The organism is Klebsiella sp. GG_Kp173 (genome assembly GCF_040062415.1).
GTDB lineage: Bacteria > Pseudomonadota > Gammaproteobacteria > Enterobacterales > Enterobacteriaceae > Klebsiella > Klebsiella quasipneumoniae.
In genome coordinates, this window is sequence record NZ_JBEAFZ010000083.1 from 55084 (window position 1) to 76737 (window position 21654).

The 21654-nt window shown below is 58.5% G+C and carries 23 protein-coding genes; 18 read left to right on the plus strand and 5 right to left on the minus strand.

What is annotated here, in order from left to right; translation table 11 throughout:
• The first annotated feature begins 1 nt into the window (after position 1).
• Positions 2–346, plus strand: coding sequence for a gamma-glutamylcyclotransferase (locus ABLU50_RS19495; protein WP_002886724.1), 345 nt, complete (start codon positions 2–4; stop codon positions 344–346).
• A gap of 144 nt (positions 347–490) precedes the next feature.
• On the opposite strand, the gene ABLU50_RS19500 is transcribed toward ABLU50_RS19495, so the two are convergent.
• Both ABLU50_RS19500 and ppa read right to left on the minus strand, forming a co-directional pair.
• Complete coding sequence (locus tag ABLU50_RS19500; RefSeq protein ID WP_087832362.1) at positions 491–1678, minus strand: hypothetical protein; 1188 nt, start codon at positions 1676–1678, stop codon at positions 491–493.
• A gap of 74 nt (positions 1679–1752) precedes the next feature.
• The gene (gene ppa, locus ABLU50_RS19505; protein WP_002886766.1) at positions 1753–2283 is read right to left on the minus strand and encodes an inorganic diphosphatase; all 531 of its coding nucleotides are present in this window, start codon (positions 2281–2283) and stop codon (positions 1753–1755) included.
• A 403-nt stretch (positions 2284–2686) separates the two neighbouring features.
• Here ppa and ytfQ point away from each other — a divergent pair, with 403 nt between their 5' ends.
• The 4 genes from ytfQ (at position 2687) to yjfF (ending at position 7290) form a co-directional block, all read left to right on the plus strand.
• Positions 2687–3643, plus strand: a complete 957-nt coding sequence (ytfQ, locus tag ABLU50_RS19510) for a galactofuranose ABC transporter, galactofuranose-binding protein YtfQ (protein WP_087832361.1) — start codon at positions 2687–2689, stop codon at positions 3641–3643.
• Positions 3644–3766: 123 nt separating this feature from the next.
• Positions 3767–5269, plus strand: coding sequence for a galactofuranose ABC transporter, ATP-binding protein YtfR (gene ytfR / locus ABLU50_RS19515; protein WP_008807146.1), 1503 nt, complete (start codon positions 3767–3769; stop codon positions 5267–5269).
• 10 nt (positions 5270–5279) lie between these two features.
• Positions 5280–6305: a galactofuranose ABC transporter, ATP-binding protein YtfT gene (gene ytfT, locus ABLU50_RS19520; protein ID WP_004206491.1), complete on the plus strand. Its 1026-nt coding sequence runs from the start codon at positions 5280–5282 to the stop codon at positions 6303–6305.
• Positions 6292–7290 (plus strand): galactofuranose ABC transporter, permease protein YjfF, encoded by a 999-nt coding sequence (gene yjfF / locus ABLU50_RS19525; protein WP_002886825.1) that lies wholly within the window; start codon positions 6292–6294, stop codon positions 7288–7290. Before ytfT ends, yjfF begins: the two co-directional genes overlap by 14 nt.
• Before the next feature lie 44 nt (positions 7291–7334).
• Here the strand turns inward: yjfF and fbp are convergent, their stop codons facing one another.
• Positions 7335–8333 carry a class 1 fructose-bisphosphatase gene (gene fbp, locus ABLU50_RS19530; RefSeq protein ID WP_004206493.1) on the minus strand — a complete coding sequence of 333 codons (999 nt, stop codon included), beginning with the start codon at positions 8331–8333 and terminating at the stop codon, positions 7335–7337.
• A 175-nt stretch (positions 8334–8508) separates the two neighbouring features.
• On the opposite strand from fbp, the gene mpl reads away from it, so the two are divergent.
• Positions 8509–9882: a UDP-N-acetylmuramate:L-alanyl-gamma-D-glutamyl-meso-diaminopimelate ligase gene (gene mpl / locus ABLU50_RS19535; RefSeq protein ID WP_106479136.1), complete on the plus strand. Its 1374-nt coding sequence runs from the start codon at positions 8509–8511 to the stop codon at positions 9880–9882.
• Between the two features lie 68 nt (positions 9883–9950).
• On the plus strand, positions 9951–10478 hold the full coding sequence (locus ABLU50_RS19540) for a GNAT family N-acetyltransferase (protein WP_004206495.1): 528 nt from the start codon (positions 9951–9953) through the stop codon (positions 10476–10478).
• 42 nt (positions 10479–10520) lie between these two features.
• On the opposite strand, the gene ABLU50_RS19545 is transcribed toward ABLU50_RS19540, so the two are convergent.
• The gene (locus ABLU50_RS19545) at positions 10521–11729 is read right to left on the minus strand and encodes an aldose 1-epimerase family protein (RefSeq protein ID WP_087832359.1); all 1209 of its coding nucleotides are present in this window, start codon (positions 11727–11729) and stop codon (positions 10521–10523) included.
• Between the two features lie 428 nt (positions 11730–12157).
• Positions 12158–12709: a ribosome biogenesis factor YjgA gene (gene yjgA / locus ABLU50_RS19550; protein WP_004206498.1), complete on the minus strand. Its 552-nt coding sequence runs from the start codon at positions 12707–12709 to the stop codon at positions 12158–12160.
• Positions 12710–12803: 94 nt separating this feature from the next.
• Between yjgA and pmbA the strand changes: the two genes are divergently transcribed.
• The 11 genes from pmbA (at position 12804) to ABLU50_RS19605 (ending at position 21641) form a co-directional block, all read left to right on the plus strand.
• Positions 12804–14156, plus strand: a complete 1353-nt coding sequence (pmbA, locus tag ABLU50_RS19555) for a metalloprotease PmbA (RefSeq protein ID WP_042929315.1) — start codon at positions 12804–12806, stop codon at positions 14154–14156.
• 36 nt (positions 14157–14192) lie between these two features.
• Positions 14193–14579, plus strand: coding sequence for a cytochrome b562 (cybC, locus tag ABLU50_RS19560; protein WP_002886893.1), 387 nt, complete (start codon positions 14193–14195; stop codon positions 14577–14579).
• Positions 14580–14868: 289 nt separating this feature from the next.
• A complete protein-coding gene (locus ABLU50_RS19565) occupies positions 14869–15207 on the plus strand; it encodes a PRD domain-containing protein (protein WP_004206500.1) in 339 nt (112 codons plus the stop codon).
• Positions 15208–15217: 10 nt separating this feature from the next.
• Positions 15218–15580, plus strand: a complete 363-nt coding sequence (locus ABLU50_RS19570) for an SFCGS family glycine-rich protein (RefSeq protein WP_004206501.1) — start codon at positions 15218–15220, stop codon at positions 15578–15580.
• Between the two features lie 2 nt (positions 15581–15582).
• Positions 15583–15882, plus strand: coding sequence for a DUF4312 family protein (locus ABLU50_RS19575; RefSeq protein ID WP_004206503.1), 300 nt, complete (start codon positions 15583–15585; stop codon positions 15880–15882).
• A gap of 21 nt (positions 15883–15903) precedes the next feature.
• Positions 15904–16680, plus strand: a complete 777-nt coding sequence (locus ABLU50_RS19580) for a DUF4311 domain-containing protein (protein WP_002886897.1) — start codon at positions 15904–15906, stop codon at positions 16678–16680.
• A gap of 13 nt (positions 16681–16693) precedes the next feature.
• Positions 16694–17338 (plus strand): DUF4310 family protein, encoded by a 645-nt coding sequence (locus tag ABLU50_RS19585; protein WP_004206504.1) that lies wholly within the window; start codon positions 16694–16696, stop codon positions 17336–17338.
• A gap of 112 nt (positions 17339–17450) precedes the next feature.
• A complete protein-coding gene (locus tag ABLU50_RS19590; RefSeq protein WP_348864940.1) occupies positions 17451–18584 on the plus strand; it encodes an amidohydrolase/deacetylase family metallohydrolase in 1134 nt (377 codons plus the stop codon).
• A complete protein-coding gene (locus ABLU50_RS19595) occupies positions 18568–19686 on the plus strand; it encodes a DgaE family pyridoxal phosphate-dependent ammonia lyase (RefSeq protein WP_087832358.1) in 1119 nt (372 codons plus the stop codon). The genes ABLU50_RS19590 and ABLU50_RS19595 overlap by 17 nt, the downstream gene beginning before the upstream one ends.
• Positions 19683–20423, plus strand: coding sequence for a KDGP aldolase family protein (locus ABLU50_RS19600; RefSeq protein WP_017900574.1), 741 nt, complete (start codon positions 19683–19685; stop codon positions 20421–20423). The genes ABLU50_RS19595 and ABLU50_RS19600 overlap by 4 nt, the downstream gene beginning before the upstream one ends.
• A 66-nt stretch (positions 20424–20489) precedes the next feature.
• Positions 20490–21641, plus strand: a complete 1152-nt coding sequence (locus tag ABLU50_RS19605) for a lactonase family protein (protein WP_087832357.1) — start codon at positions 20490–20492, stop codon at positions 21639–21641.
• The last annotated feature ends 13 nt before the right edge of the window (positions 21642–21654 follow it).

Consider the following 21654-nt stretch of genomic DNA (forward strand, 5'->3'; position numbering starts at 1 on the left):
AATGCGAATATTTGTTTACGGCAGTTTACGACGCAAACAAGGCAACAGCCACTGGATGACCAACGCCCAGTGGCTGGGCGCTCATAGTGTCGACGATTATCAGCTGTACAGCCTGGGCCACTATCCAGGCGCGGTGCCCGGCGAAGGCACAGTACATGGTGAAGTTTATCGTATTGATGCATCGACGCTGGCCGAACTGGATGCGCTCCGCACCAAGGGGGGCGAGTATGCGCGCCACCTGATTCAGACGCCTTACGGCAGCGCATGGATGTATGTCTATCAACGTTCCGTTGAGGGTTGTACGTTGATAGCGAACGGCAACTGGTTGGATCGCGACCAGTATTAACCATGACAGCGCCACCTTCGGGTGGCGTTGTTTTTTCTGCGCCTACCTCTTACCAGAACGGAAGATAATCCTTCGCCAGCCACGCTGTGGAAGCCAGCGTCGTCAGCGCGAGGAATACTAATCGTCGTGTTGGGGTGCTGAACATTACATGACCTCCTCTAGCGTGGTAGGAGGGGCAGCCCCCCGCAGGTAACGCCGCATCGCCGATCGCAGCTTCAGCCAGTCAGCCACCCGGTGTGACAATAACCAGGCCGTTGGGCCTATCAGCTCCAGCACCGCCAGTACCCCGCCAAAACAGAGTAACAATAAGGACAGCATGTCCAGTGAATCCTGAACCTGCCACCAGACGCGCCGGCCTGACTGAAGGGCGCTGACGAGTTCTACCCCGAGAAATAACAGATACATCACCAGCGCGAGGCCGTAAAACAGGTAATAGAGCAGCGACAGCTGTCGGCGTCCAGGATAGAGCGGATGGTTTTTTATATAAGCCGCGCCGTCGCTGGCATTGTATAGCGCATGGATCGCCCGGCTGTCGCGCTCGTATACGGCGAGGATGCGATCGCCGGTGGCAAGAAACGGCGGCTGACGACGGTAAAACACCGGATGCAGCGCGAAATTAGCGCAGCCTGCCTGCCACCAGAAGGCCAGCGGCAGGGAACTGCATTGTATCCCGAGGCCGTGATATTCCCGGGTTGGATTGCCTGCATACCACTTTTTAAAGTGGGTGTCGGTGATGATCTCTGCCTGAGCGGCATAGCGTTCCGGCAGGGCTTGCGTAAAAGGCATTGCCGAATGGCGGAGGGCTTGCGTCGTGGCGGTTAGCGGCTGGCAAAAGGAGACGTCGCATCGGCGGGCCAGCGCCATCTTCGCCAGCAGATCGCGCATGGCAGGGTGCCGTTTTAGCGCCGGGTGGAACAGTCGCTCGTAGAGCCCGGTTAACAGCGCGATGAAGGCCAGTATCGCGATAATGCCGCAGCCGAACCTACCCCATTCCGAAGCGCTCACCAGGAGCGGGATAAGGGTGACGATGAGCGTCAGCAGGCTGATAAACAGCAGCGGCCGGGCCCACCTCTTCGTTTGGCGATCCGGTTCAAGGAGCGTTTCGCCATCGCTGAGCCAGTGGATCCAGTAACTGCCGTTGTCCAGGCGGCGGGCGCCAAGATGCAGGGGCTGATTGATCTTCAGACGGTCAAAAAGCGAGGGGTCGTTAAAATAGCGTTTATCGGTATAAAAGACATGCTCGCCGGCGATAAGGCGCAGATACCCCTGTTTTTCAGAGGCGGCGGTCGTGAAGCCAGAAAAGTTAAGAGTGAAATAGCGAACGCTTTTCACGGGACACCCTCCATGGTGTTATCGCGGCAATCCGTGCCGCAATCAGGCAGGGGATGACCCTGCCTGAGACAGAATTACTTCTGCTTAGCGCGCTCGAAAGAGGCAACGATTTCGGCTTTCGCCGCTTCCGCGTTGTCCCAACCGTCGACTTTAACCCATTTGCCTTTTTCCAGATCTTTGTAGTGCTCAAAGAAGTGAGTGATCTGGGCTTTCAGCAGTTCCGGCAGGTCGTTCACATCATTGATGTGATCGTATTCTTTGCTCAGCTTGGTGTGCGGTACGGCAACCAGTTTCGCGTCTTCACCGGATTCGTCGGTCATCTTCAGAACGCCAACCGGACGGCAGCGGATCACGGAGCCCGGCTGCAGCGGGTACGGGGTCGGGACCAGCACGTCAACCGGGTCGCCGTCCAGGGACAGGGTGTGGTTGATGTAGCCGTAGTTGCACGGATAGAACATCGCTGTGGACATGAAACGGTCAACGAACAGTGCACCGCTCTCTTTGTCGACTTCGTATTTGATAGGATCTGCGTTCGCCGGGATCTCGATCACGACGTAGATGTCTTCCGGCAGATCTTTGCCCGCAGGTACGTTGAGTAAGCTCATGTCTGTTTCCTTTAAAATGTATGGCAAACAAGTGCTCGGTATTATAGCCAACTCACATCGAATGTCTTCGCTTCTTTTTCCCGATCTCGCCGCGGAGTGCTCTGAATTTTGCACGCCATAATGACATGAAAATCCATAAACATAGCCACATCATGAATAAATTTATGTAACCGCTTTCATTGCATGTGATTGATTTATCAAACTGCTTAAAAAAACGTCACAAACCGCCGCTGCCGCGCTCCTCGCTAAGCCTTATCCGCTCTCCGCTGGGCTATTGGGCTGTCATTAACATCTCATTTACTTTTTTGAAGTGTGATGTAACGCATTCAGTTACATCACCGATTGTCTATAGTTTGTCCGCAGGTGAGACTTTAACCAACAATAACCCTACGAGGATACCCTTATGTGGAAGCGCTTACTTCTTGTCACAGCAGTTTCCGCAGCTATGTCGTCTATGGCGATAGCTGCCCCGCTAACCGTAGGTTTTTCGCAGGTCGGTTCTGAATCCGGCTGGCGTGCGGCGGAAACCAGCGTCGCGAAAGAGGAAGCCGCCAAGCGCGGTATTACGCTGAAGATCGCTGATGGTCAGCAAAAACAGGAAAACCAGATCAAAGCGGTGCGCTCCTTTATCGCCCAGGGGGTTGACGCGATCTTCATTGCGCCGGTGGTGGCCACCGGCTGGGAGCCGGTGCTGAAAGAGGCGAAAGAGGCCAAGATACCGGTCTTCCTCCTCGACCGTTCCATTGATGTGAAAGATAAAGATCTCTACATGACCACCGTGACCGCCAACAACGTGCTGGAAGGCCAGCTGATTGGCGACTGGCTGGTGAAAACCGTCGACGGTAAGCCGTGTAACGTCGTTGAACTGCAGGGCACCGTCGGGGCCAGCGTGGCCATCGACCGTAAGAAAGGCTTCGCCGACGCTATCGCCAAAGCGTCGAATATCAAAATTATCCGCTCTCAGTCCGGCGACTTCACCCGCAGCAAAGGGAAAGAGGTCATGGAGAGCTTTATCAAGGCGGAGAATAACGGCAAAAACATCTGCATGGTATTCGCTCATAACGACGATATGGCCATCGGCGCCATCCAGGCCATTAAAGAAGCCGGTCTGAAGCCGGGCAAAGATATTCTGACCGGCTCCATCGACGGCGTGCCGGATATCTATAAAGCGATGATCGCCGGCGAAGCCAACGCCAGCGTCGAGCTGACGCCGAATATGGCCGGCCCGGCGTTTGATGCGCTGGATAAATACAAAAAAGACGGCACCCTGCCGGAGAAGCTGACCATTACTAAATCGACGCTGTATCTGCCGGATACGGCTAAAGAAGAGTTAGAGAAGAAGAAAAATATGGGCTACTGAGTGGCTAGCCCCTCATCCCGGCCCTCTCCGCAAGCGGAGAGGGTAACAGGCAGCGTTCCAGTAACCCCGGCAAGCAGAGCGCGAACCGGGGCAACCTGACATCATTTGAAGGTGATATCGATTATGAGCGCCGAGGCACACCAGGAGATCCTTCGCACCGAAGGACTCAGTAAATTCTTCCCCGGCGTTAAGGCGCTGGATAACGTCAACTTTAGCCTGCGGCGCGGCGAAATCATGGCCCTGTTGGGCGAAAACGGCGCCGGAAAATCGACGCTGATCAAAGCGCTTACCGGCGTTTACCATGCCGATCGCGGCACCATCTGGCTGGAAGGCCAGGCCATTTCCCCGAAAAATACCGCCCATGCCCAGCAGCTGGGGATCGGCACCGTTTATCAGGAAGTGAACCTGCTGCCGAATATGTCGGTGGCGGACAACCTGTTTATCGGCCGTGAGCCGCGGAGGTTTGGCCTGCTCCGGCGTAAAGAGATGGAGGCCAGGGCGACGGCGCTGATGGCCTCCTACGGCTTTTCCCTCGATGTGCGCGAGCCGCTGAACCGCTTTTCAGTGGCGATGCAGCAGATCGTCGCTATCTGTCGGGCTATCGACCTGTCGGCCAAGGTATTGATCCTCGACGAGCCCACCGCCAGCCTCGATACTCAGGAGGTGGAGATGCTGTTTACCCTGATGCGCCAGCTCAGGGATAACGGCGTCAGCCTGATCTTCGTCACCCATTTTCTCGACCAGGTCTATGCGGTCAGCGACCGCATTACCGTGCTGCGCAACGGCAGCTTCGTCGGCTGCCGCGAAACCCGCGAGCTGCCGCAGATTGAGCTGGTGAAAATGATGCTGGGCCGCGAACTGGACCACAACGCCCTGCAGCGGGCGGGCCGAACCCTGCTGAGCGATAAGCCGGTGGCGGCGTTCGAAGGCTACGGCAAGAAAGGCACCATCGCCCCGTTCGACCTGCAGGTCCGTCCGGGCGAAATTGTCGGCCTCGCCGGCCTGTTGGGTTCCGGACGCACTGAAACCGCCGAAGTGATCTTCGGCATTAAAACGGCGGACAGCGGGAAGGCATGGATCAAAGGCAAACCGCAAACCCTGCGCTCTCCGCATCAGGCCTCCTGCCTCGGGATCGGCTTCTGTCCGGAGGATCGCAAAACCGACGGCATTATCGCCGCCGCTTCGGTGCGGGAAAATATCGTCCTTGCCCTGCAGGCGCAGCGCGGCTGGCTGCGGCCGATACCCCGGCGTGAACAGAACGAGATCGCCGAGCGCTTTATTCGCCAGCTGGGGATCCGTACCCCCAGCGCGGAGCAGCCGATCGAGTTTCTCTCCGGCGGCAACCAGCAGAAGGTATTACTTTCTCGCTGGCTGCTGACCAAACCGCAGTTCCTGATCCTCGATGAACCGACCCGCGGCATTGACGTCGGCGCCCACGCGGAAATTATTCGCCTGATTGAAACCCTCTGCGCCGATGGTCTGGCGCTGCTGGTCATCTCCTCTGAACTGGAGGAGCTGGTGGGTTACGCCGATCGGGTCATTATCATGCGCGATCGCCGGCAGGTGGCCGAGATCCCGCTCGCCGAGCTCTCTGTACCGGCGATCATGAACGCTATTGCGGCATAAGGAGTAACTCATGATGCCTCGATCTCTTTCGCAAACCGGCCCGGAGAAGCGACGCTTCACCTGGCCGAAGGGCACCCCGCAGATCATTGCGCTGCTGCTGGTTCTGCTGGTCGACAGCCTGGTGGCGCCCCATTTTTATCAGGTGGTGCTCCAGGATGGCCGCCTGTTTGGCAGCCCAATCGATATTCTCAACCGCGCCGCTCCGGTGGCGCTGCTGGCCATCGGCATGACGCTGGTGATCGCCACCGGCGGCATCGACCTGTCGGTGGGGGCGGTGATGGCGATTGCCGGCGCGACGGCCGCCTCGATGACCGTCGCCGGACACAGCCTGGCGGTGGTGCTGCTGGCCTCGCTGGCGGCGGGCGCGCTGGCCGGGCTGTGGAACGGCATCCTCGTGGCGGTCCTTAAGATCCAGCCCTTTGTGGCGACGTTGATCCTGATGGTGGCCGGACGCGGGGTAGCGCAGTTGATCACCGCCGGGCAGATCGTCACCTTTGATTCCCCAGCGCTGGCGTGGCTTGGCAGCGGATCGTTTCTGCTGTTTCCGACGCCAGTGATCGTCGCCGCTGCTACGCTGCTGCTGTTCTGGCTGTTTACCCGTAAAACGGCGCTGGGCATGTTTATCGAAGCGGTGGGGATCAATATCCGCGCGGCGAAAAACGCCGGCGTTAATACCCGCATCGTGGTGATGCTGGCCTATGTCCTGAGCGGCGTCTGCGCGGCGATCGCCGGGATCATCGTGGCGGCGGACATTCGCGGCGCGGATGCCAATAACGCCGGGCTATGGCTGGAGCTGGACGCCATTCTGGCGGTGGTCATCGGCGGCGCTTCGCTGATGGGCGGGCGATTCAACCTGCTGCTGTCGGTGGTGGGGGCGCTGATTATCCAGGGCATGAACACCGGGATTTTGCTCTCCGGCTTCCCGCCGGAGCTCAACCAGGTGGTGAAAGCGGTGGTGGTGCTGTGCGTACTGATTGTCCAGTCGCCGCGCTTTATCGGTTTACTGAAAGGGGTACGCGGCCATGATAAAACGTAATTTACCGTTGATGATCACCCTCGCGGTGTTTGTGCTGGGCTACCTCTACTGCCTGACGCAATTCCCCGGCTTTGCCTCGACGCGGGTGATCTGCAATATCCTGACGGATAACGCCTTCCTCGGGATCATCGCCGTGGGCATGACCTTCGTGATCCTCTCCGGCGGGATCGATCTGTCTGTCGGGTCGGTGATCGCCTTTACCGGCGTCTTTCTCGCCAAAGCGATTGGCTTTTGGGGAATATCACCGCTGGTGGCGTTTCCGCTGGTGCTGGTGATGGGCTGCGCCTTCGGCGCGTTTATGGGGCTGCTGATTGACGCCCTGAAGATCCCGGCCTTTATCATCACCCTCGCCGGCATGTTCTTCCTGCGCGGCGTGAGCTATCTGGTGTCAGAGGAGTCGATTCCGATTAACCACCCGGTGTATGACACCCTGTCCGGGCTGGCATGGACCATTCCCGGCGGCGGACGCCTCAGCGCCATGGGGCTGCTGATGCTGCTGGTGGTGGTGGCCGGTATTTTTGTCGCCCACCGCACCCGCTTCGGCAATCAGGTGTATGCCATCGGCGGCAACGCGACGTCGGCGAATCTGATGGGGATTTCCACCCGCAGCGCCACAATCCGTATCTATATGCTCTCCACCGGGCTGGCGACGCTGGCCGGGATCGTCTTTTCCATTTATACCCAGGCGGGCTATGCGCTGGCGGGCGTCGGCGTGGAGCTGGACGCCATTGCCTCGGTGGTGATCGGCGGCACGCTGCTCAGCGGCGGCGTTGGCACCGTGCTGGGAACCCTGTTCGGGGTGGCGATCCAGGGGCTGATTCAGACCTACATCAACTTCGACGGCACCCTCAGCTCATGGTGGACGAAAATCGCCATCGGCATTTTGCTGTTTATCTTTATCGCGCTGCAGCGTGGGCTGACCGTGCTGTGGGAAAACCGGCAGAATGCGGCGGTGACGCGGGTGAGCGGGGCGGGGAGTCGCTAAGCGAGAGGCTCCTCCCGCAGGCGCGGGAGGAGCGGGCAGGGCGTTTAGGCGTCCGGGAACGACTTAATAAAGTTCTCGACGTCTTCCACCATGTGGTTGTTGCCGACGAAGAAAGAGCGGCGCTGGTGCAGGCTTTCCGGAACAATATCCAGAATACGCTCTTTACCATCGCTGGCCTTACCGCCCGCCTGTTCGGCAAGGAAGGCCATCGGGTTGCATTCATACAGCAGGCGCAGCTTACCATCCGGGTGGCTGGCGGTGCTTGGATAGAGGTAGATGCCGCCTTTCAGCAGGTTGCGGTGGAAGTCCGCCACCAGAGAGCCGATATAGCGTGAGGTATAAGGACGCTGAGTCGCTTTATCTTCTTCCTGGCAGTACTTAATGTACTTCTTCACGCCCTGCGGGAATTTGATGTAGTTGCCTTCGTTAATGGAGTAGGTATTGCCCTTCTCCGGGAAGCGCATGCGCTCCTGGCACAGACAGAAGACACCGAGGGACGGGTCGTAGGTGAAGGCGTGGACGCCGCAGCCGGTGGTATACACCAGCATTGTCGAAGAGCCATAGACCACATAGCCCGCTGCCACCTGCTTGTTTCCCGGCTGCAGGAAATCTTCTTCTGTCACCGGCGTGCCAACAGGCGTCACACGGCGATAGATAGAGAAGATCGTACCGACAGAGACGTTAACGTCGATGTTAGAGGAGCCATCCAGAGGGTCCATCAGCACCACGTATTTGGCGTGTTCACACCCTTCGAAGACGACAATCTCATCTTCTTCTTCAGAGGCGATCCCGGCAACAATATCGCGTGCTCGCAGTGCGGCTTTTAATTTTTCATTAGCGAACAGATCGAGTTTTTGCTGAACCTCGCCCTGAACGTTTTCAGCACCGCTGGCACCCAGGATATCGACCAGACCGGCCTTGTTGATATCGCGGTGGATGATCTTGGCGCCCAGCTTTATTGCTGACAACAAAGCAGTCAGCTCACCGGTGGCGTGGGAGAACTCGTGCTGCTTTTCAACAATAAACTCACCTAACGTTTTCATAACTCGTTCCCTGCATTTTTATGTTGAGTAAAACGAACGCAACAATCTTAACAAAGAATCAAAAAAGTGCGCACTGGTGAATCGCGCCAGCAAAATACAGATTCGCCTGAAATGCATTTCGCCAGGGCCCGGGATATGGGTAAAATGTGCCCCGGATAAGAGAAGGAAATGACGAATGCGCATTCATATTTTAGGAATCTGTGGCACGTTTATGGGGGGCCTGGCCATGCTGGCGCGCTCCCTCGGTCATGAGGTAACGGGGTCGGATGCTAACGTCTATCCGCCGATGAGCACCCTGCTGGAAAACCAGGGGATTGATTTAATTCAGGGCTATGACCCCAGCCAGCTGGAGCCCCGGCCGGACCTGGTGATCATCGGTAACGCCATGACTCGCGGCAACCCGTGCGTTGAAGCGGTGCTGGAAAACAATATTCCCTATATGTCCGGCCCGCAGTGGCTGCACGACTTCGTGCTGCGCGATCGCTGGGTGCTGGCCGTCGCCGGGACCCACGGCAAAACCACCACCGCCGGCATGGTGACCTGGATCCTTGAAGCCTGCGGTTACCAGCCGGGCTTCGTTATTGGCGGCGTTCCGGGCAATTTCGACGTCTCTGCGCGCCTGGGCGACAGCCCGTTCTTCGTCATTGAAGCGGATGAATACGACTGCGCCTTCTTCGACAAGCGCTCCAAATTTGTTCACTACTGCCCGCGGACGCTGATCCTCAACAACCTTGAGTTCGACCACGCTGATATCTTTGACGACCTGAAGGCGATTCAGAAGCAGTTCCACCATCTGGTGCGCATCGTGCCGGGCAAAGGCAAAATTATCCTGCCGGAGAACGACATCAACCTGAAGCAGGTGATGGCGATGGGCTGCTGGAGCGAGCAGGAGCTGGTGGGCGAGCAGGGCCACTGGCAGGCGAAGAAGCTGAACGCCGACGCCTCGCAGTGGGAAGTGCTGTTTGACGGCGAAAAGGTCGGCGAGGTGAAGTGGGCGCTGGTCGGCGAACATAATATGCATAACGGCCTGATGGCCATTGCCGCGGCGCGTCACGTCGGGGTACTGCCGGCGGATGCCGCGAACGCGCTGGGCAGCTTTATCAACGCCCGCCGTCGCCTGGAGCTGCGCGGCGAAGCCAACGGCGTCACCGTGTATGACGATTTCGCTCATCATCCGACGGCGATCCTCGCCACGCTGCAGGCGCTGCGCGGCAAAGTGGGCGGCACCGCGCGCATTCTCGCCGTGCTGGAGCCGCGCTCTAATACCATGAAAATGGGCGTCTGCAAGGACGATCTGGCGCCGTCCCTTGGCCGCGCCGATGAAGTGTTCCTCCTGCAGCCGCAGCATATTCCATGGCAGGTGGCGGAAGTGGCGGAAGCCTGCGTCCAGCCGGCCCACTGGAGCGCCGACGTCGATACCCTGGCGGAGATGGTGGTCAAAACCGCCCATCCTGGCGACCATATCCTGGTGATGAGCAACGGCGGCTTCGGCGGCATTCATCAAAAGCTGCTGGATAAGCTGGCGCAAAAAGCGGCCGCGGCAGAGTAAGCCCGAGCACCTCCGGTCACTGCCCTCCGCGTGAGGGCAGTTTTGTTTTTACCAACAGGGAGGGTGTGATGCTGACCTGCGAAAGCGTACTTTCTACCGACTCGCCCCATTTCGCCATGCTGGACGCGCTCTACGCGCGCGCCTTTCCGTGGCACGAGCAGCGCGAAAGCGAGGCCAAACTTCAGGCGCTGAGCCACCCGCACTACGCGCTGGAGGCGTGGTTCGATGAGGACGTATTTATCGGCCTCAGCGGCTGCTGGCAGTTTGCCGGCTACGGTTATGTCGAACATCTGGCGATCGACGATACGCTGCGCTCCCGTGGCTATGGTAAACAGCTGCTGGCGCAGATCCTGACGCGCGCCCCGCTGACTATTCTGGAAATCGATCCGCTCACCAGCGAGATCGCCCATAAACGGCTGCGCTTTTATCAGTCGATGGGATTCCACGCTAACCCCTGGGCGCATCGTCATCCCACCTATCATCAGGGCATCGCGGATCATGAGCTGCTGGTGCTGAGCTATCCGCAGCCGATCGATGAGCGACAGTACCAGCAGTTTGCCCGGGATCTCGGGCACGAGGTGATGGGGCGGGAGTAGCCCGGCGCGGCGTACCGCTCCGGGCGTTCGGCTGGGGTATTTTTACTCTTTGGCGATCGGCGTTTCGTTCTCCACCACTTTATTGTTGCCCTGAATCTGCGCGATCTTCTGCTCAACGGCGGCCACCTGGGCGCTGTCGTGCAGCAGGGTGTAGGTCAGTTCAAACTGCGCGCTGGCGCCCGGCTGCAGCTGCTTCACGCGTTTTTGCTCGCGTTCAATGGTCACCGGATAGGCGTAGCTGGTCCCCGGCTCGATACCGGTGACGTAACCCTGTTTGACGGTGTCGGTGTTTTTCCACAGCGTCAGGACCGGCAGCTGGCGCGTGTCGAACTGAATGGAGGCGCCTTTATCGCCAGCCTTGTTGACCACGGCGGCCAGCGTCTGGTGATTTTCATCGGCCAGCGGCTGAATATTAAATACCATCTCGTCAAAGTCTTTGGTCGGTCCCTGATAGGTTTGCCAGGTTTTTAACCCGCTCTTGGCGTAATCATTGAACGGGCTGATGCTGGACATCGGGGCGAGGAAACGTGCGCCTTCTTCGAGGATCGGGGTACCGAAGTTGCTGTGGTAGATGATCTGATAATCATGCGGATAGTCGGCGTGATTGGTTAAGACATCGTGCAGGCTGAAGCTGTTGCTGCCCGGGATATAGCGCAGCTCGGTCATGGTCTGCAGATCGGCTTTTTTGAAGGTGCTCTCTTTCACCAGCCCGCGGACGCGAATTTCATACGGCGCGCTGTCGGCCACCTCAACCTCCACCAGGGAGGCCGGCGTGTTGCCGGCCTTGCCGTGCAAGGTATAAATTTGCCCGTCCGCGGTGACCGGATGGCCGGTCCACTCATAGCCGCAGCGGACCATCATCTCGTTGAACCCTTCCAGCCAGCCGAGTCCGTTGCGGCTCTCCAGGTTGATAAACGCCGGGTTAACAACCTCTTTGACCGGCGAATCCCAGCCCATCCGGCTGCCGAAGCCTTCCACTCGCAGCAAGTTCATGCCCCGCGTCGGGCTGAGGGTGATAGTCAGGCCGTCTTTACTGCGAATGGTGAGGATTTTGCTGCCTTCCTGCTTGCCGCCGTGCAGGACTTTCTGCTCAATGCTGAACATATGGTCTTTCACCTTCAGCTGATCGCTGCTGATCTGCCAGTTTCCTTTATCCATGCCCTCTTCAGCACTCGTCAGCACCCATGTTTTTGCTGCGGCGGAGCCAGAAACCAGCAGAGCGATAGCCGTCAGAACCAATGTCTTTTTCATTTTTATTCCCTTTTGCTGAATCGATTGTGTCATTGACGTGTGAAATCTACCGGCATGGGGGTGATTAAAATGTGAAGCGCCTCACCTGGTGAGAAAGTGGCCGTTTTGAAGATGTTAAATGCGATAAGTGTCGTATTATTGTGCTAAGGCATGATTAATTATCACCACAAGATGTGATCTGCATTGCTTTTGGCTTTAACGATTCAGCCATGGTGAGGCAATAAACAAAAGTATCGTTGTGCGGATTAGGGGGACTCAGGAGATGCAGCGGGAACCCCCTGCTGGCGCGATGTTGGCGTTGAAGATGGGGAAGGTAGGCCGGATAAGGCGTAGCCGCCATCCGGCACAACGCCGGAAACAGCGGAGTAGCCCGGATAAGGCGCAGCGCGCCGCCATCCGGGTGACTTGTGCGGCAAAAGTGGCGGGAATTAGCCTTCGTTTTCCGCCAGTTCGCGCAGATACTGGAAGATCAGGCGCGCGGATTTCGGCGGTTTGTTGCCTTCTTTCTCTTTCTTCGCATTGCGGATCAGGGAACGCAGCTGCTGACGGTCAGCATCTGGCCACAGGTTCAGCACTTCAGCTACGGCGTCATCCCCGTCGTCAATCAGTCGGTCACGAATCTGCTCCAGCTTGTGGAACAGCGCAACCTGCTGGTTGTGGCGGTTTTTTAGCTTATCCAGCGCCTGACGAATCGGATCGACATCGCGATTGCGCAGCATCTTACCGATAAGCTGCAGCTGGCGGCGGCGACCCTCTTTTTTGATTCGCTGGGCGAGTTCGATGGCGTCGCGCAGGTCAGTATCCAGCGGAATTTTATCCAGCGCGTTTTTCCCCAGGTCAACGAGTTCAGCGCCAAGACGCTTCAGTTCTTCCGCGTCGCGCTTAATTTCACTCTTACTGACCCAGATAATTTCATCGTCTTCATCCTCGATATCATCACCGGGAACGTCGTCGAGCCAGTCTTCGGGCTGCTTTGTCATCTCAGGCTCCTTAAAAAAGAGGCTAATGTTACCAGTTAAGGCGCGCACTGAAAAACGGTTCTCTGTTAGACTTCAGTTAACTCCTTCTTACATTATGGCATTAGCAATGAAAGTGATCTCTCAAGTTGCCCAGCAACGTAAGACGCTGGAAGAGGCCGTGACCACGGCGCTGGAACTGGCGGCAGGTAAATCCGATGGCGCAGAAGTCTCCGTCAGCAAAACGACAGGCATCGGCGTCAGCACCCGCTATGGCGAAGTGGAGAATGTAGAATTCAATAGCGATGGGGCGTTAGGCATCACGGTTTACCACCAGAACCGCAAAGGCAGCGCCTCTTCCACCGATCTCAGCCCGGACGCCATCGCCCGTACCGTGCAGGCGGCGCTGGATATCGCCCGCTACACCTCCCCGGATCCCTTCGCCGGCGTGGCCGATAAAGAGCTGCTGGCCTTTGACGCCCCGGATCTGGACCTGTTCCACCCGGCGGAGGTCTCCCCGGATGAGGCCATTGAACTGGCCGCCCGCGCGGAGCAAGCGGCGCTGAAGGCCGATAAACGCATCACCAACACCGAAGGCGGCAGCTTTAACAGCCACTATGGCATCAAAGTGTTCGGCAACAGCCATGGCATGCTGCAAAGCTACTGTTCGACTCGCCATTCGCTCTCCAGCTGCGTCATTGCGGAAGATGACGGCGATATGGAACGTGACTACGCCTACACCATTGGCCGGGCAATCGAGGATCTGCAGTCCCCGGAATGGGTCGGGGAAGAGTGCGCCCGCCGCACCCTGTCGCGCCTCGCGCCGCGTAAGCTGTCGACCATGAAGGCGCCGGTGATTTTCGCCAACGAAGTGGCGACCGGTCTGTTTGGCCACCTGGTGGGGGCGATTGCCGGTGGTTCGGTATACCGCAAATCCACCTTCCTGCTCGATTCGCTGGGCAAACAAATTTTGCCGGAGTGGCTGACCATTGAAGAGCATCCGCACCTGCTGAAAGGGCTGGCCTCCACGCCGTTCGACAGCGAAGGCGTGCGCACCGAGCGTCGCGATATCGTCAAAGATGGCGTGCTGACCCAGTGGCTGTTGACCAACTACTCCGCCCGCAAGCTGGGGATGAAAAGTACCGGCCACGCCGGGGGCATCCATAACTGGCGCATCAACGGCCGCGGTCTGAGTTTTGCAAAGATGCTTAAAGAGATGGGCACCGGTCTTGTGGTTACCGAACTGATGGGGCAGGGTGTCAGTGGCGTCACCGGCGACTACTCACGCGGCGCATCCGGCTTCTGGGTAGAAAATGGCGAAATTCAATATCCTGTCAGTGAGATCACCATTGCAGGAAATCTGAAAGAAATGTGGCGTAATATCGTGACCATTGGCGATGATATTGAAACGCGCAGCAACATTCAGTGTGGTTCTGTGCTGCTGCCGGAGATGAAAATCGCCGGACAATAACACCTGTTTGCTTAAATAATAAAAAGGAAGTGAGCAATGCGTAAAAAACTGTTAGCGATGCTGGCTGTCTCTGCTTTTGCGCTCGGTTCAGCGTCGGCCTTCGCCGACCTGGGCGAAGACATGGACACTCTGGCAGAAAACCTGCAAGTGGTACAGAAGACCTCCGACGCCGGCGAGCTGAAAGCGGCGCTGAATAAGATGCGTACCGCCGCGGTTGATGCCCAGAAAGAGACCCCGCCGAAGCTGGAAGGCAAAGCGGCCGACAGCGCTGAGATGAAAGATTACCGTCACGGTCTGGATATTCTGATCGGCCAGATCGACGGCGCGCTGAAGCTGGCGAATGAAGGCAAGGTGAAAGAGGCGCAGGCCGCCGCGGAGGAGTTTAAAACCACCCGCAACACCTACCATAAGAAGTACCGCTAACTGTTCTTTTCGGGAGGCATCAGCCGATGTCTCCCGCCTGAAAACCTACCTGTATCACATTTTTCCCTTTTCTTTTTCCGGCCTTTCCGCAGCCGCGGGCGGCTCATTCGCGCGCATTGTTGTGATACGTCTCACGCCATAATTGCTGTTTTTTCATTTTTCCAGTGAATATGTGGTGTCGATCACGCCTGCCGTCTCCCTTTCCACTTCGAAGTGGAAAACAACTCGCTACAAACTCCCATCCCCCGGCGCTACTTTGATTCCCAGAGCCATCAGCGGGGTATCAGAAGTGAATAACGGAGCGGTAATACACGACGTAGGGGAGCAGGCAGCGCAGACCGAACGCCTGGCTGACAAGATGCTGCAGCAGGTTTTTGCCCTGTTAAGCCGTCACGGCATCGTCCCTAACGACGTTCAGGAGCAAATGCTGACTTCCCACGTGCGGGCGATGGCCCACCGGTCAATCAGCGGCGAACCGCTGCCGGAAGTGGATGCCAGCCTGTTCGAAGAGATTTCACCAGATTCAATGACGTTGGCCCGCGAAGTGGTCGCGCAGTTCGGCAACCTGCCTGATGAAGAGGCCTGGCTGCTCTCCGTCCACTTCGAAGTCGCAAAAGAAAACCTGTAAGGAGCAAAACATGGAACAAATCACCGTAGTTATTGGCGACCGTCTGGGTAAAGGCCAAAAGGTCGCCGCAGGCGCAGAGAAAGCCGGCGCACGCGCAGTGGTCGTCCCTGGCGTTGCTGCCGACATGAAGCTTGGCGACATGATGAAAGCGGAAAACGCCACCTTCGGCATCTCTTTCTGCGGCAGCGGCGGCGCCGGCGCCATCACCGCCCAGACCAAATACGGCTACAAAGCGAAATACGGCATGCGTTCTGTTGAAGAGGGCGTCACCGCCATCAACGAAGGCTGCAACGTGCTGGGCTTCGGCTTTATGGATAAAGAAGAGCTGGGCGAGCGCCTGGTAGAAGCCTGGAAAAAGAAATACGGCGCATAAGTATGAAAGAGCAATTCACCACCACGGTGAGGGTTGCCGGCAAAGGCGAAAGCAAATCACGGGCCTTCGCCGATGCCCTGAACCATGTGCAGGCTGCGGTGATGAAAACCTCATCGCACATTCTGCTGCGTATTGAGCCACAGGACGTGACGGTTGTTCATGCGCGCGAAGCGGTACGAAAAGAGGCCTTCCTGTTTTTCTTTTTGCGCCGTGAACGACGGACCTACAGCGTGGAGCTGGACGTCACCGTCAACGTGACCGCCATCGATCTCGATAAAGTGGATTTCGTCACGCAAACCTGATTGTTAGCAAAGGGTCTGACTATGTTCCTGATAATTTTAATAAAATCGCTTATCATCGGCGGCCTGGTCGGCGTCGGCGTGGGCGCCGGAGCGGCACGCATGTTTCATGCCCCTACCACCCAGGGGATGGGGGCGTTTCGAACCCTGGGCGAGCTGAACTCCTGTGAGGGCGATCCGGCTTCCCACTTCTCCTTTGGCCTCGGTTTCTTCTTTAACGCCTGGGCCTCTTCCGTTGCAGCAGGCTCCTTCACCCAGGATGTTGACCACCGCATTATCCCCAACTGGGGCGCGGCGGCGCTGATGCTGAAAAATCGTAACGTCGGCGAAACGCTGCACGATCCGAAAAAAATGGCCATCTCCTGCGGCATCATCGGCATGATTGTCGTCGCCTTCCTCAACCTTACCGCCTCGTCCGTACCGGAAGCGCTGCAGGTGACCGCGGTTAAGGTACTGGTACCGGCGGCAAACCTGCTGGTGAACACCGTGATGCCGGTGATCTTCTGGCTGGCGGCGATCGACGCCGGTAAAAAATCAGGCTTCTGGGCGACCATCTTCGGCGGCGCGGCGCAGCTGATTATGGGCAACGCCGTACCGGGGCTGGTGCTGGGTATTCTGATCGGCAAAGGCGTTGAAGAGAGCGGCTGGAACCGGGTCACCAAAGTGATGATGGTGGCCATTGTCGCCCTGTTCGTCCTCAGCGGCTTCTTCCGCGGCTTCGACATGAAGATGATCGAATCCTTCCATCTGACCGTGCCGAACTGGCTGGACATGATCCACAACTCACTCAGCGGCAAATAACGGGAGCCTGATAATGGAACAGAATAAAGGTTTTTGGTATGCCGACTGGTCGTTCCCGATCTTCGTTGGCCTGCTCTCCTCCGGCGTCTTCGCCGGGACCCACATGTACTACCTGTACGGCATCGGCGCCTTTAACGAAGTCGCCTTCGTGGCGATGCTGAAGTCGGGGATTGATACCGGCGTTTACGGCGCGGTGGCGGCGTTTGGCGCCAGCTTCCTGTTCGCCCGCATCATCGAAGGGTCGCTGGTGGGGATCCTCGATATCGGCGGCGCTATTCAGACCGGGATCGGTCTTGGCGTCCCGGCGCTGCTGCTCGGCGCGGGCTTTGTCTTCCCGGTGGCGAACTTCGCCGCCTCGCTGGCAACCGGCCTGATCCTCGGCCTGGCGGTGGGCTACATCATCATTCTGGCGCGTAAGTTCACCATCAACCAGAGCGACTCCACCTACGGCGCCGACGTGATGATGGGCGCAGGTAACGCCTCCGGCCGCTTCCTGGGGCCGTTGATTATCCTCAGCGCAATGACCGCCTCGATTCCTATCGGGATCGGCTCGCTGGTTGGCGCACTGCTGTTCTATATCTGGCAGAAACCGATCACCGGTGGCGCCATCCTCGGCGCGATGATCCTCGGCTCGATCTTCCCGGTGGCGATTAGCTAATCGCCCGATGGCGCTGCGCTTATCGGGCCTACAGGTCAGCGCGATGTGTAGGCCCGATAAGGCGGTACGCCGCCATCCGGCAACAGATTCACTCTTTCATCAGGAGATAGCTATGTTTGATTTACTCCTGCGCCGCGCGCGCCTCGTCGACGATACCCTGACTGATATCGCCATTCAGGACGGGAAAATCGCGGCGCTGGGCGAGATTAGCGCGCCCTCCCGTAAAACCATCGATCTGCAGGGCAACAGCTACGTCAGCGCCGGCTGGATTGACTCCCACGTTCACTGCTACCCAAATTCGCCGATATATCACGATGAGCCGGACAGCGTTGGCATCGCCACCGGCGTCACCACCGTGATTGATGCTGGCAGCACCGGCGCCGACGATGTGGACGACTTCTACCAGTTAACCCGCAAAGCGGTGACGGAAGTCTATGCCCTGCTCAATATCTCCCGCGTCGGGCTGATTGCCCAGAACGAACTGGCCAATATGGCCAATATCGACGCCGAGGCGGTGAAGCAGGCGGTGCAGCGCCATCCCGACTTTATCGTCGGCCTGAAGGCGCGGATGAGCAGCAGCGTGGTGGGCGAAAACGGCATTACGCCGCTGGCGCGCGCCAAGACTATGCAGCAGGAAAACGGCGATCTGCCGCTGATGGTACACATCGGCAATAATCCGCCGAACCTCGATGAAATTGCCGAGCTGTTGAGTCGCGGCGACATCATTACCCACTGCTATAACGGCAAGCCGAACCGCATTTTGAATCCTGCCGGCGAACTGCGCAGTTCGATTACCCGCGCCCTGCACCGCGGCGTGCGCCTTGACGTCGGCCACGGTACCGCCAGCTTCAGCTTTGAAGTGGCGCGCCGGGTGATTGCGCTGGGCATTCTGCCGCACACCATCAGCTCGGATATTTACTGCCGCAACCGCATCGACGGCCCGGTGCGTTCGCTGGCGCTGGTGATGTCGAAATTCCTCGCCATCGGCATGACCCTGCCGCAGGTGATTGACTGCGTGACCGTCAGCGCCGCCGAGGGGCTGCGCCTGTCGCGTAAAGGGCGGCTGGAAGTGGGTTTCGACGCCGATCTAACGCTATTTCGCCTGGAGCGCCAGCCAACGCTGCTGGTGGATGCCGAAAAAGAGAGCCTCCAGGCAGACAACATTCTGGTGCCGCTGGCCGCGATCCGCGCGGGCAAAGGCTATCTGACCGAACAAGGGAGCGCGGAACATGCCTTCGATTTTTGAAAAATACCATTTAAAACAAGTTATTAACGCTTCCGGCCGGATGACGGCGCTGGGCGTCTCCACGCCGCGCCCGGAAGTGGTGGAAGCCGCGATGGCCGGTATGAACCAGTACTTTGAAATGAAAGACCTGGTGAATAAGACCGGCGAGTACATCGCCAGGCTGCTGGACGTGGAAGGGGCGACCGTGGTCTCCTGCGCGTCGGCAGGGATTGCCCAGTCGGTGGCGGCGGTGCTGGTGAAAGACAGCGACTGGCTGCTGGAGAACCTGCACGTTACGCCGATAGAGAATAACGAAATCGTCCTGCCGAAGGGCCACAACGTCAACTTCGGCGCGCCGGTCGGCACCATGGTGGCGCTGGGCGGCGGTAAGCTGGTGGAAGCGGGCTACGCCAACGAATGCTCTGCCGAACAGCTGGCGGCGGCGATCACCCCGCGCACCGCGGCGATCCTCTACATCAAATCCCACCACTGCGTGCAGAAAAGCATGCTCAACGTCGCGCAGGCCGCGGAAGTAGCGCGTCAGCATCATTTACCGCTGATCGTCGACGCGGCGGCGGAGGAAGATCTGCAGTGCTACTACCGCATGGGCGCCGACCTGGTTATCTACAGCGGCGCGAAAGCGATTGAAGGGCCGACCAGCGGGCTGGTGATCGGCAAAACGCAGTACGTTGAGTGGGTTAAACGCCAGTCGATGGGCATTGGCCGGGCGATGAAAGTGGGGAAAGAGGGGATCCTCGGCCTGACCTGCGCCATTGAACACTACCTGATGACGAGCAAAGAGAGCGGTGAGGAGATGGTGACGAAGATGACGCCGTTTATCGAACAGCTCAACACCCTCAACGGCGTCACTGCCCGTGTGGTATGGGACAGCGCCGGCCGCGATATCGCCCGCGCCGAAATCAAATTCGACGAAGCGGTGACCGGCGTGAAGACCGGCGATCTGGTTAACGCGCTGAAGCAAGGCGAATACGCCATCTACTTCCGCGGCTATAAAGCGAATGAAGGCATTATCGAAGCCGATGTCCGCAGCGTTAACGCACAGCAGCTGGCGGTGGTCGCCCGTCGCATCGCGGAAGTTCTGCACAAGGAGAAACAAGCATGAAACTGACCCCAAACTTTTACCGTGACCGCGTGTGCCTGAACGTCCTGGCGGGCAGCAAAGACAACGCTCGGGAAATCTACGACGCGGCGGAAGGTCATGTCCTGGTCGGCGTGCTCTCCAAAAATTACCCGGACGTCGCCAGCGCGGTGGCCGATATGCGCGACTACGCGAAGCTGATTGATAACGCCCTCTCCGTCGGGCTGGGCGCGGGGGATCCGAATCAGTCGGCGATGGTGAGCGAGATTTCTCGCCAGGTGCAGCCGCAGCACGTCAACCAGGTCTTCACCGGCGTGGCCACCAGCCGCGCGCTGCTCGGGCAGAACGAAACGGTGGTCAACGGCCTGGTCTCGCCCACCGGCACCCCGGGTATGGTGAAGATCTCCACCGGCCCGCTGAGCAGCGGAGCGGCGGATGGGATTGTGCCGCTGGAAACCGCCATCGCGCTGTTAAAAGATATGGGCGGCAGCTCCATCAAATACTTCCCGATGGGCGGCCTGAAGCACCGCGACGAGTTCGAGGCGGTGGCCAAAGCCTGCGCCGCGCACGATTTCTGGCTGGAGCCGACCGGCGGTATCGATCTGGAAAACTACAGCGCGATCCTGAAGATCGCCCTCGATGCCGGGGTGAGCAAAATCATCCCGCATATCTACAGCTCGATTATCGATAAGGCCAGCGGCAACACCCGCCCGGCCGATGTTCGCCAGCTGCTGGAGATGACCAAACAGTTAGTGAAGTAGTGCCCTTGCCCCTCACCCTCAAAGGGTGAGGGGCAGCTTATCCCACTGAACCATCAAGGAGTTGCTATGCCTGTCGCTCGTCATCTGCTTGTCGCTTCACTGTCCCTGTTTGCCGCCGCCGCCGCCGCGCAAACTCACTATGCCTGGGTAGGCACCTATAATCCCAATGGCGAAGGTCTGTACCGCTTTACCGTTGATAGCCACACCGGCGCGCTACGTGACAGGACGCTGGTGAGCTCGTTGCCGAACGCCGCGCAGCTGACCGTCTCGCGCGATGGCAAAACGCTGTATGCCGCCAGCGAGGTGGAGAAAGGCGTGGTGCAGGCGTGGCGCATTGAGAAGAACGGTGAGCTGACCGCACTCAATCAGGTCGCCTCCGGCGGCGCCGGGCCGGTTTATCTCTCCCTGACGCCAAACGGTAAACAGCTGCTGGTAGCCAACTACGTCAGCGGCAGCATCGCCGTGCTACCGGTCAAAGAAGATGGTAGCCTGGGTGAGGCGGTGGACAGGCATCAGGATGAAGGCCCGGCAGGGGCCGAACGCCCGGCGGCGGCCGTCGAGGGCAGCTTCGCCATCAGCGATCACAATGGCCCGCACGCCCATATGATCGCCGCCGATCCCAGCGGAAAATACGTTTACTCTACCGATCTGGGGCTGGATCGGATCTATCAGTACCGGCTGGATAGCGCCAGCGGCAAGCTGACGCCGAACGAACCGCCATTTATCGCCGCTTCGTCGCCGGGCGCCGGCCCGCGCCACTTCGTCTTTACGCCAAAGGGCGACGGCCTGTGGCTGATTAACGAAGAAGCGTCGACGCTGACCTTCTATCATCTGGATCAGCAAAGCGGTCTGCTGCGCGAAGGCAAAACCGTCTCCGCGCTGCCGAAAGAGTATAAGGGCACCAGCTTTGCCGCCGGTCTGGCGCTGAGCAACGACGGCAAACAGCTGTACGTCGCCAACCGTCTGCATAACAGCATCGCCCACTTTACGGTGCAGGCCGATGGCCGCCTGAGCCACCAGGAGGATATCTGGACGCGCGGAGATTACCCCCGCACGCTGACCCTGGATACTCAGGGGCAGTGGCTGTACGTCATGAACCAGCGTAGCGATAATATTACCCGCTTCAGCGTGGCGCCGAAGGATGGCAAATTGACCTTTGTCTCAGACTACACGCCGGTCGGCAGCCCATCGCAGATGGTGATATCCGCCCAACCCTGAGCCGTAACCACAA

Bases quoted from the DNA above. Each gene is read 5' to 3' on its own strand.
- ABLU50_RS19495 (WP_002886724.1), top strand. From the start codon at position 2: ATGCGAATATTTGTTTACGGCAGTTTACGACGCAAACAAGGCAACAGC.
- ppa (WP_002886766.1), bottom strand. From the start codon at position 2,283: ATGAGCTTACTCAACGTACCTGCGGGCAAAGATCTGCCGGAAGACATC.
- ytfQ (WP_087832361.1), top strand. From the start codon at position 2,687: ATGTGGAAGCGCTTACTTCTTGTCACAGCAGTTTCCGCAGCTATGTCG.
- ytfR (WP_008807146.1), top strand. From the start codon at position 3,767: ATGAGCGCCGAGGCACACCAGGAGATCCTTCGCACCGAAGGACTCAGT.
- ytfT (WP_004206491.1), top strand. From the start codon at position 5,280: ATGATGCCTCGATCTCTTTCGCAAACCGGCCCGGAGAAGCGACGCTTC.
- yjfF (WP_002886825.1), top strand. From the start codon at position 6,292: ATGATAAAACGTAATTTACCGTTGATGATCACCCTCGCGGTGTTTGTG.
- fbp (WP_004206493.1), bottom strand. From the start codon at position 8,333: ATGAAAACGTTAGGTGAGTTTATTGTTGAAAAGCAGCACGAGTTCTCC.
- mpl (WP_106479136.1), top strand. From the start codon at position 8,509: ATGCGCATTCATATTTTAGGAATCTGTGGCACGTTTATGGGGGGCCTG.
- ABLU50_RS19540 (WP_004206495.1), top strand. From the start codon at position 9,951: ATGCTGACCTGCGAAAGCGTACTTTCTACCGACTCGCCCCATTTCGCC.
- ABLU50_RS19545 (WP_087832359.1), bottom strand. From the start codon at position 11,729: ATGAAAAAGACATTGGTTCTGACGGCTATCGCTCTGCTGGTTTCTGGC.
- yjgA (WP_004206498.1), bottom strand. From the start codon at position 12,709: ATGACAAAGCAGCCCGAAGACTGGCTCGACGACGTTCCCGGTGATGAT.
- pmbA (WP_042929315.1), top strand. From the start codon at position 12,804: ATGGCATTAGCAATGAAAGTGATCTCTCAAGTTGCCCAGCAACGTAAG.
- cybC (WP_002886893.1), top strand. From the start codon at position 14,193: ATGCGTAAAAAACTGTTAGCGATGCTGGCTGTCTCTGCTTTTGCGCTC.
- ABLU50_RS19570 (WP_004206501.1), top strand. From the start codon at position 15,218: ATGGAACAAATCACCGTAGTTATTGGCGACCGTCTGGGTAAAGGCCAA.
- ABLU50_RS19575 (WP_004206503.1), top strand. From the start codon at position 15,583: ATGAAAGAGCAATTCACCACCACGGTGAGGGTTGCCGGCAAAGGCGAA.
- ABLU50_RS19580 (WP_002886897.1), top strand. From the start codon at position 15,904: ATGTTCCTGATAATTTTAATAAAATCGCTTATCATCGGCGGCCTGGTC.
- ABLU50_RS19585 (WP_004206504.1), top strand. From the start codon at position 16,694: ATGGAACAGAATAAAGGTTTTTGGTATGCCGACTGGTCGTTCCCGATC.
- ABLU50_RS19590 (WP_348864940.1), top strand. From the start codon at position 17,451: ATGTTTGATTTACTCCTGCGCCGCGCGCGCCTCGTCGACGATACCCTG.
- ABLU50_RS19595 (WP_087832358.1), top strand. From the start codon at position 18,568: ATGCCTTCGATTTTTGAAAAATACCATTTAAAACAAGTTATTAACGCT.
- ABLU50_RS19600 (WP_017900574.1), top strand. From the start codon at position 19,683: ATGAAACTGACCCCAAACTTTTACCGTGACCGCGTGTGCCTGAACGTC.
- ABLU50_RS19605 (WP_087832357.1), top strand. From the start codon at position 20,490: ATGCCTGTCGCTCGTCATCTGCTTGTCGCTTCACTGTCCCTGTTTGCC.